This window comes from Kitasatospora sp. NPDC004615 (assembly GCF_042873545.1).
Classification (GTDB): domain Bacteria; phylum Actinomycetota; class Actinomycetes; order Streptomycetales; family Streptomycetaceae; genus Kitasatospora.
The window spans coordinates 68187-81317 of record NZ_JBIALQ010000012.1 but is presented as its reverse complement, the minus strand read 5'-3'; the positions used below and the strand labels follow the sequence as shown (position 1 = coordinate 81317).

The 13131-nt window shown below is 73.4% G+C and carries 14 protein-coding genes; 6 read left to right on the top strand and 8 right to left on the bottom strand.

The features are described from left to right. Positions 1-13: 13 nt before the first annotated feature. Positions 14-397: a hypothetical protein gene (locus ACFYS8_RS32225; RefSeq protein ID WP_387647874.1), complete on the top strand. Its 384-nt coding sequence runs from the start codon at positions 14-16 to the stop codon at positions 395-397. A gap of 56 nt (positions 398-453) precedes the next feature. Here the strand turns inward: ACFYS8_RS32225 and ACFYS8_RS32220 are convergent, their stop codons facing one another. Next, positions 454-903, bottom strand: a complete 450-nt coding sequence (locus tag ACFYS8_RS32220) for a MarR family winged helix-turn-helix transcriptional regulator (protein WP_387647873.1) — start codon at positions 901-903, stop codon at positions 454-456. Between the two features lie 113 nt (positions 904-1016). Here ACFYS8_RS32220 and ACFYS8_RS32215 point away from each other — a divergent pair, with 113 nt between their 5' ends. Beyond that, positions 1017-1865 (top strand): alpha/beta fold hydrolase, encoded by an 849-nt coding sequence (locus ACFYS8_RS32215; RefSeq protein WP_387647871.1) that lies wholly within the window; start codon positions 1017-1019, stop codon positions 1863-1865. A gap of 3 nt (positions 1866-1868) precedes the next feature. On the opposite strand, the gene ACFYS8_RS32210 is transcribed toward ACFYS8_RS32215, so the two are convergent. Both ACFYS8_RS32210 and ACFYS8_RS32205 read right to left on the bottom strand, forming a co-directional pair. Continuing rightward, positions 1869-2228 (bottom strand): 5-carboxymethyl-2-hydroxymuconate Delta-isomerase, encoded by a 360-nt coding sequence (locus ACFYS8_RS32210; protein ID WP_387647868.1) that lies wholly within the window; start codon positions 2226-2228, stop codon positions 1869-1871. 119 nt (positions 2229-2347) lie between these two features. Next, a complete protein-coding gene (locus ACFYS8_RS32205; RefSeq protein ID WP_387647866.1) occupies positions 2348-2716 on the bottom strand; it encodes an ArsR/SmtB family transcription factor in 369 nt (122 codons plus the stop codon). A gap of 91 nt (positions 2717-2807) precedes the next feature. Between ACFYS8_RS32205 and ACFYS8_RS32200 the strand changes: the two genes are divergently transcribed. The 3 genes from ACFYS8_RS32200 to ACFYS8_RS32190 all read left to right on the top strand — a co-directional run bounded on the left by ACFYS8_RS32200 (position 2808) and on the right by ACFYS8_RS32190 (position 7463). Beyond that, positions 2808-4772 carry a heavy metal translocating P-type ATPase gene (locus tag ACFYS8_RS32200; protein WP_387647863.1) on the top strand — a complete coding sequence of 655 codons (1965 nt, stop codon included), beginning with the start codon at positions 2808-2810 and terminating at the stop codon, positions 4770-4772. Next, entirely contained in the window at positions 4769-5161 is a 393-nt protein-coding gene (locus ACFYS8_RS32195) for a (2Fe-2S) ferredoxin domain-containing protein (RefSeq protein ID WP_387647861.1), read from the top strand. Before ACFYS8_RS32200 ends, ACFYS8_RS32195 begins: the two co-directional genes overlap by 4 nt. A 232-nt stretch (positions 5162-5393) precedes the next feature. Next, positions 5394-7463: a SpoIIE family protein phosphatase gene (locus tag ACFYS8_RS32190; protein WP_387647859.1), complete on the top strand. Its 2070-nt coding sequence runs from the start codon at positions 5394-5396 to the stop codon at positions 7461-7463. Here ACFYS8_RS32190 and ACFYS8_RS32185 read toward each other — a convergent pair. From ACFYS8_RS32185 to ACFYS8_RS32165, 5 genes are all read right to left on the bottom strand, one after another. Beyond that, positions 7441-7866 (bottom strand): SRPBCC family protein, encoded by a 426-nt coding sequence (locus ACFYS8_RS32185; RefSeq protein ID WP_387647857.1) that lies wholly within the window; start codon positions 7864-7866, stop codon positions 7441-7443. The two genes, ACFYS8_RS32190 and ACFYS8_RS32185, sit on opposite strands and share 23 nt — an antisense overlap. A gap of 122 nt (positions 7867-7988) precedes the next feature. Further along, positions 7989-8375, bottom strand: a complete 387-nt coding sequence (locus tag ACFYS8_RS32180) for a tetratricopeptide repeat protein (RefSeq protein ID WP_387647854.1) — start codon at positions 8373-8375, stop codon at positions 7989-7991. Positions 8376-8470: 95 nt separating this feature from the next. After that, positions 8471-9898: a hypothetical protein gene (locus ACFYS8_RS32175; RefSeq protein WP_387647851.1), complete on the bottom strand. Its 1428-nt coding sequence runs from the start codon at positions 9896-9898 to the stop codon at positions 8471-8473. 206 nt (positions 9899-10104) lie between these two features. Beyond that, the gene (locus tag ACFYS8_RS32170; protein ID WP_387647849.1) at positions 10105-10560 is read right to left on the bottom strand and encodes a Zn-ribbon domain-containing OB-fold protein; all 456 of its coding nucleotides are present in this window, start codon (positions 10558-10560) and stop codon (positions 10105-10107) included. Positions 10561-10756: 196 nt separating this feature from the next. Continuing rightward, entirely contained in the window at positions 10757-11473 is a 717-nt protein-coding gene (locus ACFYS8_RS32165) for a TetR family transcriptional regulator (protein WP_387647846.1), read from the bottom strand. Positions 11474-11572: 99 nt separating this feature from the next. On the opposite strand from ACFYS8_RS32165, the gene ACFYS8_RS32160 reads away from it, so the two are divergent. After that, on the top strand, positions 11573-12724 hold the full coding sequence (locus ACFYS8_RS32160; RefSeq protein ID WP_387647843.1) for an acyl-CoA dehydrogenase family protein: 1152 nt from the start codon (positions 11573-11575) through the stop codon (positions 12722-12724). The last annotated feature ends 407 nt before the right edge of the window (positions 12725-13131 follow it).

Below are 13131 nucleotides of genomic sequence, written 5' to 3'. Positions count from 1 at the left end.
GGGGTACTTGAACATGCGTATCGGAAAGCGCCTGGTCACCTTCGCGGCCAGCAGCCTGCTGCTCGCCGCCGCGATCGGCTTCGGAACCGCGTCTCCCGCGCAGGCGGAAACCTGCGACCTGCCGCCGGTGGGCAGCATGTGCGTGCACATCCACAACACGTCCAACGACACGTGGTACTGGTATGGCCCGTGGTACGCCTGCGAGGTCCACAACTTCGGCAGCTCCGAGATGCCCACCTGGATCAACAACAACCAGACCGGTGGGGTGTGGACCACGTTCTACTACAAGCGCGACGGCGTCGATCCCATCCGTAGCGTCTCCCAGGACTACTCCGGCCGCCCGCCCGGCTACCGGGACGCCAACTTCTCCGCCGCCTACTCCGTGCGCGTCTGCTGACGCACATTCCGGCAGGCCGGCCGGCCGGGCGCTGCTCCAGGGCGCTCGGCCGGCCGTCAGTGGGCGTGGCGGGCGACGAGTGACCGCATGGAGGTCAGGAAGCCTTCTACAGCGGCGAGTTCGGCGGGGGAGAGGCCGTCGACCAGGGCGACGGTGTCGGCGATCAACGGGCCGAAGAAGGTCTCGCCGAGGGCGATGGCCTGCTCGGTGACTTCGAGCAGGACGCGGCGGCGGTCGTGGGGGTCGCGGGTGCGCCGGAGGTGGCCGTGGCGTTCGAGGCGGTCGAGGACGGCGGTGGTGCCGGCCGAGTTGAGGCGGAGTTCGCGGCCGAGCAGGCCGGGCGTCGCGGGGGTGCCGGCGCGGGCGGCGTCGAGGAGGGCGATCAGGGCGCGCAGGTCGGTGGGGTGGAGGTTGTTGCGCTGGGCGAAGGTGGCGGCGAGCAGGTCCAGTTCGACGGTGAGGGCGCGGAGTTGATGCACCGTCTGGAGTCCGTGCTGGTCGGTCATGGGGTGCGGCCTTTCGGCGGGGGTGGGTTCCTGGGTGGAGATGCGGGTGCATAGTATCTCGCCGAGCGAGACACTTGCTCAGCGAGACAACTCTGCCCGTGGAGGCTGCCGCCATGGCGTTCGACCGTTCCGCCTTCCTGTCCGCGTACGACACCCTGCTGGGCCGCTGGCCCGTCCCGGTCGAGACGATCGACGTCGAGACGCCGTACGGAATCACCCGGGTCAACGCCGCCGGACCGGCCGGCGGTCCGCCGCTGGTGCTGCTTCACGGGGGTGGTGCCACGGCGGCGAGCTGGTGGGCCAATGTCGGCGAACTCGCCCGCACGGCACGGGTGTTCGCGGTGGACCGGATCGGCGACGCGGGCCGCTCCGCGAGCAGCGGGCGGCAGCCGGTGCGCCGCGTCGAGGACCTGCACGGCTGGCTGGACGCGGTGCTGGACGGGCTCGGGCTGGACCGCGTCGACCTGTGCGGGCACTCCTACGGCGGGTGGATCGCGCTGAGCCACGCGCTGCGCCGCCCCGAACGGGTCGACCGCCTCGCGCTGCTCGACCCCACCGGCTGCTTCACCGGCTACTCGCTCCGCTATCTCCTGCACGCGGCGCCCATGCTGGCCCGGCCCGGCGAAGCCCGAGCCCGGACGTTTCTGGCTTGGGAGACCGGCGGCGTCCCGCTCGACCCGGACTGGGCCCGCCTCTACGGCCTCGCCGCGACCTTCCCCGCCGCCCGCCCCGTCACCGGCCGCCGCCCCACCCCGGAAACGCTCAAGACCCTCCGCGCCCGCTGCCTGCTGCTGGTCGCCGCGAACAGCCGCTGCCACGACCCGCGCACCCTCACCGCCCGGGCCGGACGGCTGCTCCCGCAGGCCGAGACCCGCACCCTCGACGGCGTCTCCCACCACGCCCTGCCGTACACCCGGGCGGAGCGGGTGAACGCCGAGCTGACGCGTTTTCTGCGACGGTGAGAGTCACCAGCCGGTGCGCAGGCGGTAGGACGGGGTGAGGTCGCGGACCTCGGCGGAGCGGACCACCTCGCGGCCGAGGACGGGCCGCAGGTGCTTGTCGAGCAGGCGCAGCACCTCCTCGGACAGCCGCGCCTTCAGCCCCTCCGGCCGTCCCGGCAGCAGGCCGATGGCGATGTGCACGAAGGCGGTCAACTGGCCGTCCGCGTCGCCCACCCAGGTCTCGGCGGCCTGGCGGAAGAAGGTCTTGCACACGCCCCGGGAGGACACCCGGTCGCGGACCAGGGGGTGCAGCTCGCGGACGAATCCGGGGCGGTCGAAGGAGTCGGCCAGCTGTGGTGAGTAGTCGACGGTGATGTGAGGCATGGCGGACCTTCTTCGCGCAGATGCTGGTGCTTGGCTTCTACATCTGCCATCTAAGCCCCGCCCCGCTCGGGTCCTGCGTCCGGGGTCCCACATGCTGGACAGGGCGGCGTCGAAAAAGATCAGTCGGTGGCGGGAGGCGTGTCGCGGATGCCGAGGCGCAGGTGTTCCACGTGGTAGAGCGCCTGGTCGAGCAGTTCGGCGACGTGGTTGTCGTACAGCGCGTAGACGATCGAGCGGCCGTGGCGCTCGCCGGTGACCAGCCCGAGGTTGCGCAGCAGTCGCAGTTGGTGCGAGCAGGCGGAGGCCTCCAGGCCGACGGCTTCGGCGAGGTCGCCCACCGAGCAGGGGCCTTCCTGGAGGCGGGCCAGGATGTGCAGGCGGGAGGGGGTGGCCAGGGCCTGGAGGGTGGCCGCGACATCGGCCGTTCCGACGGCGTCCAGGCGTTCGCGGGTGGTGGCGCTGCTGGCGGTGTCGATTCCGTGGCCCATGACGTCATCATACCGGTAACACCTGAAGACCTGTTCAGATGTTCCGGTATGGTGGAGGAGTCCTCCCCGCCCCGCGAAGGGTTGCCCCGCCATGTCTTCCGTCCTGGACCGGCGGCCCGCGCCGCCCACCGCCGAACCCCGCCCGGCCCCGCCGAAACGGCGCACCCGCGTCCTCGCGCTGCCCGAGGCCCGGTGGGCGCTCGCCGCACTGCTGCTGTTCCTGGTCGCTCTCCCGCTGGACCTGGCCGGCGCCCCCGCCTGGACGTGGGGCCCGCTGTACGCCCTCGCGTACGCCACCGGCGGCTGGGAGCCCGGCTGGGCAGGGCTTCAGGCGCTGAAGGAGAAGACACTCGACGTCGACCTGCTGATGATCGTCGCGGCGCTCGGCGCGGCAGCGGTCGGACAGGTGCTGGACGGCGCGCTGCTGATCGTCATCTTCGCCACCTCCGGCGCGCTCGAGGCGATCGCCACCGCCCGCACCGCCGACTCGGTGCGCGGCCTGCTCGACCTGGCCCCCGCCACCGCCACCCGCCTCACCGGCGCCGGAGAGGAGACCGTCCGGGTCGAGCAACTGGCCGTCGGCGACACCGTGTTGATCCGGCCCGGCGAGCGGATCGGCGCGGACGGCAGGGTCCTGGACGGCACCAGCGAGGTCGACCAGGCCACCATCACCGGCGAGCCACTGCCGGTCGCCAAGCGCAGCGGCGACGAGGTGTTCGCCGGCACCCTGAACGGCACCGGCGCACTGCGGGTACGCGTCGAACGCGACGCCGCCGACACCGTGATCGCCCGGATCGTCGCCATGGTCGAGGAAGCCTCCGAGACCAAGGCCCCCACCCAACTGTTCATCGAGAAGGTCGAACAGCGGTACTCGCTCGGCATGGTGGCCGCCACCCTGGCCGTGTTCGCCGTCCCGCTCGCCCTCGGCTCCGCGTTCACCGACGCACTGCTGCGCGCCATGACCTTCATGATCGTCGCCTCGCCGTGCGCGGTGGTCCTCGCCACCATGCCGCCCCTGCTGTCCGCGATCGCCAACTCCGGCCGCCACGGCGTCCTGGTCAAGTCCGCCGTCGTGATGGAGCGCCTCGGCCAGATCGACACCGTCGCCCTCGACAAGACCGGCACCCTCACCGAAGGCACCCCCCGCGTCACCGACATCCGCCCGCAGGCCGACTCCGGCCTGACCGAGAACCAACTGCTCGCCCTCGCCGCCGCCGCCGAACACCCCAGCGAACACCCGCTCGCCCGCGCCGTCGTCGACGCCGCCCGCAGCCGCCGGCTCACCCTGGCCACCGCCGCGGACTTCAGCTCCACGCCCGGCGTCGGCGTCACCGCCACCGTCGACGGACACACCGTCACCGTCCACGCCCCCGACCACGACTGCCCGGCCACCGGCGCAGCCGTCGCCGAACTCGAGGACGCCGGGCGCACCGCCGTCGTGGTCGCCACCGACGGCACCCCCGTCGGCGTCCTCGGCATCGCCGACCGGCTGCGCCCCGACGCCGCCGCCACCGTCCGCGCCCTGACGGCGCTGACCGGCACCACCCCCGCGCTGCTCACCGGCGACAACCCGCGCGCCGCCCGGCAGTTGGCCGCGGAGGCCGGCGTCGGCGAAGTCCGGGCCCGCCTGCTGCCGCAGGACAAGGCCGCCACCGTCAAGGAGTGGGAGACGGCCGGGCGGAAGGTGCTCGTGGTCGGCGACGGCGTGAACGACGCGCCCGCACTGGCCGCCGCGCACACCGGCATCGCGATGGGCCGGGCCGGATCCGACCTCGCCCTGGAGACCGCCGACGCGGTGATCGTCCGCGACGAACTCGCCACCGTCCCGGCCGTGGTGGCGCTCTCCCGCCGGGCCCGCGCGCTGGTGGTGCAGAACCTCGCCATCGCGGCGACGTTCATCACCGTCCTGGTGGTGTGGGACCTGGTCGCCACCCTCCCGCTGCCGCTCGGCGTCCTCGGCCACGAAGGCTCCACCGTCCTGGTCGGCCTCAACGGCCTGCGCCTGCTGCGCGAATCCGCCTGGACCAAGGCCCGACGGGCAGGGAGCACCGCATGAGCCGCCGCACCGAGACCGAATCCCGCTGCACCGTCACGGTCTGCCGCGGCTGCTGCTGCGGCACCACCGCGAAAGTCCCCCGCCTGGACCACGAGGCCCAGCTCGTCGACCTGCGCACCTCGCTGGCCGGCATCGCCATGATCCGGCGCACCGACTGCCTCGACGCCTGCGAGCGGGCCAACGTCATCGTCGTCCAGCCCTCCGCCGAGGGCCGCCGGGCGGGCGGACGCCCGGTCTGGCTCGGCCAGGTCAACGACCGCGACGCCGCCGCCGACATCACCGCCTGGGTCGCCGCCGGAGGCCCCGGCCTGGCCGAACCGCCGGACATCCTTGACCTGTACGCCTTCCAGCCCTCCCGCCGAGTGCGCGCCGAACTGGAAGGCAAGTAGTCCTACGGCCGCGACAAGGGCCAGTCAAAGGCGCAGCACATCAGCGCGCGAAATCCGGGTGCTGCCATTGGCCCGGTCGGAGCGGGGAGTGTAGGAATGGGCGTATGACCCGGTTTCGGGCAGCACCCGGCGGACAGCGCGCGGCGGGCCGGACCTCCGCGCGCCGGACGTCCACGAGCCCCCGCTCCGGCCCGCCGGCCCCGGTGACCACCGCGCAGACCGGACGGCACGGATGACCGACGACACGCCCCGGCACGCGGACCCCGAACCGGCCGTCGTCCGCGAAGGCCTGCTGCTGATCGACGCCGACCGGCACCTGCTGTACGCCAACGACGAGGCCCGCCGGCTGCTCGACCTGCCCACCGACTGCGAGAGCCGCCCCCTGCGCACCCTCGGCCTACAGGACGAACTGATCGCCCTGCTGGACGGCGGAGCCGACCTCACCGACACGCCGATCACCGCGCACGGCCGCACCCTCGCCCTCGACCTGCGCCACACCGACCGGGCCGGCGGCCCGGCCTGCCTGCTCGCCACCCTGCGCGACACCACCGTCGCCAACCCCGACACCGCCCGCCGCCGCCTCGAACTGCTCTACCGGGCCGGCGGCTCCATCGGCACCACACTCGACATCACCCGCACCTGCCAGGAACTCGCCGCCGCACTCGTCCCCGCCTTCGCCGACTACGCCTGCGTCGACCTCTGCGAAGGCGTCCTCGACGGCGGCGAACCCCGCCCCGGCCGGCGCGGGGCGATGCACCGGGTCGCACTCACCGGAATCACCGCCCGGCCCCCGCTGCTCCCCCCGGGCTCGTCCGTGCCCGTCGTCCCCGACACCCCGCGCGCCCGCGCCGTCGCCACCGCCCGCTCGGTGGTCGAACCCGACCTGTCCGCGGCGCTCGACGTCTGGGACGAAGTCCGCCCCGGCGCCGTCGACGCCATGCGCGACGAGCAGGTGCACACCCTGATCGCGGCGCCGCTCAACGTCGGCGACACCATGCTCGGCGTCGCCACCTTCTGGCGCGCCCGCCCCCGCCCCGCCTTCGACGAGGAGGACGGCACCCTCGCCGAGGAACTCACCGCCCGCGCCGCCGTCCTGGTCGACAACGCCCGCCGCTACACCCGCGAACACACCATGGCCGTCGCACTCCAGCACAGCCTGCTCCCCGCCGAACTGCCCGAACAACAGGCCCTGGAAGTCGCCTCCCGCTACCTGCCCGCACAGGCCGGCGTCGGCGGCGACTGGTTCGACGTGATCCCGCTGTCCGGCGCCCGGGTCGCCCTGGTGGTCGGCGACGTGGTCGGCCACGGCGTGCACGCCGCCGCCACCATGGGACGGCTGCGCACCGCCGTGCACACCTTCTCCTCGCTCGACCTGGCCCCCGAGGAACTGCTCGGCCACCTCGACGCCCTGGTCAACCGCCTCGACCAGGAGAACCCCCGCCCCGACGGCGGCGAACGCCCGATCACCGGCGCGACCTGCCTGTACGCCGTCTACGACCCCGTCACCCGACGCTGCACCTTCGCCCGCGCCGGACACCTGCCGCCCGCGGTGGTGCTCCCCGACGGACACGTGGACATCCCCGACCTGCCCGGCGGGCCCCCGCTCGGCATCGGCGGACTGCCCTACGAGACCGCCGAGTTGGAACTCCCCGAAGGCAGCCGGCTGGTGCTGTACACCGACGGCCTGGTGGAATCCCGCGCGCACGACCTCGACCACGGCATGAAACTGCTCCGCGCTGCGCTCGCCCACCCCGGCCGCAGCCCCCGGGAGACCTGCGACGACCTGCTCGACGCGCTGCTGCCCGCCAACCCGGCCGACGACATCGCCCTGCTGGTGGCCCGCACCCGGGCGCTCCCCGCCGACCACGTCGCCGACTGGGACGTCCCCGCCGACCCGGCCGCCGTCGCCCGGGTCCGGGCCGCCGTCACCCGACGGCTCGACGACTGGGGCCTGACCGAGCAGGCGTTCGCCGCCGAACTCGTGCTCAGCGAACTGATCACCAACGCGATCCGGCACGCCAGCGGGCCGATCCGGGTCCGGCTGCTGCGCGACCGCGCCCTGATCTGCGAGGTCTGGGACGGCTCCGCGACCTCCCCGCACCTGCGGCACGCCACCGACACCGACGAGGGCGGGCGCGGCCTGTTCCTGGTCGCCCAGCTCGCCGAGCGCTGGGGCACCCGCTACCCCGCCAGCGGCAAGGTCATCTGGGCCGAACTGCCGATCGGCACGCCGCCCGGCGGGGCACCGGACGGCACGTTCGGCGGAGTGGAGCCGTCGTTCACTCCTCGCACAGCTGCTTGAACAGCTCCAGATCCGTCCGCACCGCCTCCTCCACCGCCTTGCTCTGCGCGAACCCGCGCGGACCGCCGACGGCGTCCTTCAGCTCCTCCGGGTCGTACTCAAGGCGCACCTGCACCTGGGTGTGCGCGGCGTCCAGCGGGCGCAGCGCGAAGGTGCCGCGCAGCGGCGGGCCGTCCACGGTCTCCCAGCTCATCACCCGGCCCCGGCCGTGATCGGTCAGCTCCGCGTCCACATGGTGCCGCTCGCCGCCGATCTCCACCTCCAGATCCGCGTGCCGCCGCCCCCGCGCGCTGGCGTGCACCACCCCGCCGACGAACTCCGGATACTCCGCCACCCGGTGCAACTGCGACCACGCCGTCCCCACCGGGGCGGTCACCTCGATCTGCTCCTCCAACGTCCGCATCGCGCGCACCTCCGCATTCTCGACGCCCCCCTCCAGACTGACAGGGGACAGGGACGCCTGCCGAGTGCGGACAGCACACCGCCCCCGGCGGGCGGGAACCCGTCGGGGGCGGTGCGCTGTCGTCAGTCCTGCGGGAAGGTGCCCTCGAACGCGGCGGCCAGGCGCAGGTACGGCACCGCTTCGGCGTGGCGGCCCTGGCGCTCCAGGACGCGGCCGAGGACGAGGTGCGCGTAGTGCTCCACCGGGTCCAGCTCGATCACCTTGCGCAGCTGCTCCTCCGCGCGGCGCAGCTGGGCCGAGTGGTAGTACGACCGGGCCAGCAGCAGGCGCGGGCCGACCTGCTCCGGGGCCTCCTCGACCAGCTCGGCGAGGATCCGCGCGGCGTCCGCGTACGCCTTGGAGTCGAAGAACAGCTGGGCGCGCACCCAGCGCTCGGCGACCGTCCCCTCGTGGAGCGCCGCCTGCTCGGTGGACAGGCCCGTGGTCTGCTGGCGGAAGTCGGTGGTCATTGCCGTGCTCCTTGCCGTTCCGGTTCCTCTGCCGGGCCTCCGTGGCCCGACGGGTGGTTGAACGTTCACCTATCGGCCCCTATTCCAGGAGCGATTCAGGAGTTTTCCGCCAGGTCCAGCAGCCGCAGCATGAACGGCACCGGCAGCGCCCGATTCGCCGCAGCCGCAGCCGGGTGCGCATCCGCCTCCAGCAGCGCCAGCAGCGCGTCCAGCGGCAGCCGCGGATCGCCCGCCGCCGCCCGCGCCACCGTCCGGTCCGGATCCTCCGCCAGCCGCGCCAGCACCTCCGGCGCCAGCTCCGGATCGCGCAGCGCCGCCAGCCGCAGGGCCGGCTCCGGCCGCTCCGCCCACCGCGCGAGCCCCGGCGCCGCGAACCGCTCCAGGGCCGGCAGCGAGGACGGGCCCAGCAGCTCCGCGTACACCGACCGCAGCAACTCGCCCGGCGCGTCCGCGCAGTGCTCCGCCAGCGCGAGCCGCACCGCCGGCTCCGGGTCCTGTGCCAGCAGCGCGACCACCTCGCCCGGCAGACGCTCCAGCGCCGCCACCGCGCGCCGCACCAGCGGATGCCCCGAGCGGGCCAGCCGCAGCAACTCCGCCGGATCGTCGGCCCTTTCGGCCACCCAGGGCAGCTCGGGCGGCGCCGCGTCCGGCACCTGGTAGTCCACCGCGGAGCGCTGCTGCTCCGTCAGGTCCGAACGCAGCGACACCGTGAGGCGCACCGCCGTGTCCGGGTCGGCCGCCAGGGCCAGCGCCAGGTCCGTCGGCAGCTGCGGATTGCCCGCCGCCGCCCGGCGGATCCGCGGGTTGTCGTCCAGCACCAGCCACTCGCCGAGCGCGCGTTCCAGGGCGGCCCCCGCCGCCGTCCGCTCCCGGCGCACCGGGTCGCTCTCCGCGATGTACCCCGCCAGCGTCACCGGCAGCGGCCGGTCCACCCGCAGCGCGCGCTGCACCGCCGCCCGCACCGCCGGATCGCGGTCCGCGCGCAGCGACGTCCGTACCCGGGCCGGGAGTTGGGCCCAGCTGTCCGCCGCCACCGCCGCGGCCCGCACCAGCGGCGAACCGTCCTGCGCGAGGCGCACCAGCAGATCCTCCGGCAGGCCCGCGCAGCCCGGCACCAGGCGGCGGGTGTCCGGATCGCGGTCGGCCGCCAGCGCCACCAGCGTCGGTTCCGGCAGTGGCACCGAGTGCGCCGCCGACGTCGCGGCCCGGCGCACCCGGCGCTCGCCGTCCCCGGCCAGCGCCGCCAGCACCACCGGCGACAGCCCCGGACGCTCCGCCAGCGCCGCCCGGACCCGCCAGTGCGGGTGCCGCAGCGCCGCCTCCACCACGCGGTCGGGCAACTCCGGCCGGCGGGCCGGCCAGGTCGAGTCGCCGCCGTCGGCGATGTCGTCCAGCAGCCGGACCAGCACCTCGGCCGGGGCCGCCGGATTGGCCGCCAGACCGGCGCGCCACTTCCTTCCCGGCGGTGGGCCGGACAACGGTCGCCAGACGGCGGCCGGCTGATGGGCGCTCAGATCGAGCACGTGTAGTACCTCCCCCGGAACGGCAAACGTCACCGACCCTACCCGCGTGGTGGCGCTCCGTGCACGGGATCGGGCCACGCCCACACCCTCGGATCGCGGGGTGTGGGAAGTGTGTGCGCCCTGCGGGCCGTTGGGGTGGGGGGGGTGGCCCTGTGCGGCCGGGTTCGGTGGCACTCGGTGCCAGGAGGGGGGGAGCTGGCGGTTCGTCAGGTACGGGGGACCAGGCGGAAGGTGAGCACCCGGCCGCCCTCCTCGCTGGTCACCAGCTGCACCCGGGCCCCGATCGGCACCGCGCCCGGCAGCCCGCCGAGCACCGAGGCCTGCACGGTGAAGCCCTCGTCCAGCACGATCAGGTACGGGCGCCCCAGGTGCGGGCCGCGGCGGATCGGACGCAGCAGGCGCTGCACCGTCCCCTGCCCGGACGCCACCGCCGGCTCCAGGTCCGCCGACCCGCACACCGGGCACAGCAGGCAGGTCACCGCACTGGCCGAGTGGCACCAGCGGCAGCGGCGGTAGCGCAACTCGGTCTCGGCGACCGGGAGTTCGGGCTGTGGCCGGAAGGCGGACGGGGCGAAGTCCGGGTCGAACAGGTCGGTGGTGGGGGTGGTCGTCGCGGTCGGGGCCGTCGTCGGCGCGGCCGGGGCGAGAGTGAGGGTCATCATGGCCGTCTCCTTGCTGAGCCGGTGTGCGCCGCCGTACCGCCACCCGGGCGGGCGTGCGGTCGGGGCGGTCTGCCAGAAGGAAGGTATGGCACTCAGTGCCCCGTGTAAAGGTACCGAGTGCCAGGCGGGTAATCGGATCATCCGCGTGGCGAATGGGGCCTGTGAGGACGGCCGGGGGAGTGGCCGCCGGGCCCGGTCACGGCTCCAGGGCCGCCTCGACGCCCTGCACCACCCGCCACATCGGGGTACCCCGGCGGGCCACCATGACGACCACCTCCTCGTCCTGCGACTCCGCCCGCCCCTCGGCCGCGCCGTCGCCCCAGGTGTCGATCACCAACTGCAGCGCCTCGTCCACCGCCGCGCCCACATCGCCCTCGCCGCCCGAACGCAGCCAGGCCCGCAGCGCGTAGTTGTGCGCCGCCACCACCGCCGCCGCGATCACGTCCGCGCGCAGCGCGCCGTCCGCGCGGGCCGCGTACCGGGTGCGCAGATGGCCCGCCAGGGTGCGCTCGTAGCGCCACACCACGGAGAGCTCGTGGGTGCGCAAGTTCGGGACCTTCTTGGTCAGTTGGTAGCGCCCCACGGAGAACGCCGGGTTCCCCGCGTACATCCGCAGCACCAGCCGGGCCGCGTCGCAGACCTGCTCCACCGGGTCGCCCGAAGGATCCGCCTGATCGAGGAACGCCGTCATGTCCGCCAGGCAGCCGTCGTGGTCCGGGAAGACCACCGCCTCCTTCGACGGGAAGTACCGGAAGAACGACCGCCGGCCGACCCCCGCGAGCGAGACGATGTCGTCGACCGTGGTCTGCTCGAAGCCCCGCTCCGAGAACAGCTCGAACGCCGCCTCCACCAGGGCGTCCCGCATCGTCGGCCGGGTCGCCGTGGTTCCGCCCTGCTCATGCACCTCGCTCATACCCCGGACGGTAGCACCGACCCGGAGGAGAAGGCTGGGCGAGGCGATACTCAGTGTGCATAATCGGGGGTACTGAGTGCCATCACCGAGGAGACTGCCATGACCCAGGACTTCGACCTCTACCGGCTGAGCGAGGAGCACGACATGCTCCGCGAGGCGGTGCGTTCGCTGGCGGAGGCGAAGATCGCCCCGTTCGCGGCGGCGGTGGACGAGGAGGGGCGGTTCCCTTCGGAGGCCCTCGAGGCGCTGCAGGCGAACGACCTGCACGCGGTGCACGTGCCGGAGGAGTACGGCGGCGCGGGTGCGGACGCGCTGGCGACGGTGATCGTGATCGAGGAGGTGGCGCGGGTGTGCGCCTCCTCGTCGCTGATTCCGGCGGTGAACAAGCTGGGTTCGCTGCCGGTGCAGCTGTCCGGTTCGGAGGAGCTGAAGGCCAAGTACCTGGGGGCGCTGGCCCGCGGTGAGGGCATGTTCTCGTACTGCCTGTCGGAGCCGGAGGCGGGTTCGGACGCGGCCGGCATGAAGACCCGGGCGGTGCGGGACGGCGACTTCTGGGTGCTCAACGGTGTGAAGCGGTGGATCACCAACGCGGGTGTGTCGGAGTTCTACACGGTGATGGCCGTGACCGACCCCTCGTTGCGGTCGAAGGGCATCTCGGCGTTCGTGGTGGAGAAGGGCGACGAGGGTGTGTCGTTCGGCGCGCCGGAGAAGAAGCTCGGCATCAAGGGTTCGCCGACGCGTGAGGTGTACTTCGACAACGTGCGGATCCCGGCGGACCGGATGATCGGCGCGGAGGGCACGGGTTTCGCGACGGCGATGCGGACGCTGGACCACACCCGGGTGACGATCGCCGCGCAGGCGCTGGGCATCGCGCAGGGCGCGCTGGACTACGCGAAGGGCTATGTGAAGGAGCGCAAGCAGTTCGGGAAGGCGATCGCGGAGTTCCAGGGCGTCCAGTTCATGCTGGCGGACATGGCGATGAAGCTGGAGGCGGCGCGGCAGCTGACGTACGCGGCGGCGGCGAAGTCGCAGCGCGGTGACGGCGATCTGACGTTCTTCGGGGCGTCGGCGAAGTGCTTCGCGTCGGACGTGGCGATGGAGGTCACGACGGACGCGGTGCAGTTGCTGGGCGGGTACGGGTACACGCGGGACTACCCGGTGGAGCGGATGATGCGTGACGCGAAGATCACTCAGATCTACGAGGGCACCAACCAGATCCAGCGCATCGTCATGGCCCGCAACCTGCCGTAACGGCAGCCCCGGCCCCCTCAGGCGCCCGTCCACCGGGTCGCTCCCACGTGCAGCTCACTGCCCGTGGCGCGACCCGGCCGGCGGGCGCCTTCCGTTTTGCGCTCCAGGCCGGGGTGGTTCGTCGGCGTTGACGGGCTCGGGTCTGACGTCGGGTCATGGGGTGTGGTGGGGGTGGGCGGGGCTCTCTCGGGTGAGGGTTTCGCGGCCGGCAGGGTGAACGCGTCCGGCTAGTGGGTCAGTAAAGGTATTTGACAGATTTTCAGACGAGATGCCCGATTGTATGGTCGCGGTGAGTAGCCACTCGTGTGTGTTGCGTGCGTGAATCGCGGGCTTGCCGCCCAGGTCGCCACCCTCACCGTCACCCCGTGTGACACCGGACCGCCCGATCGGAAGGATTCGTCATGAGA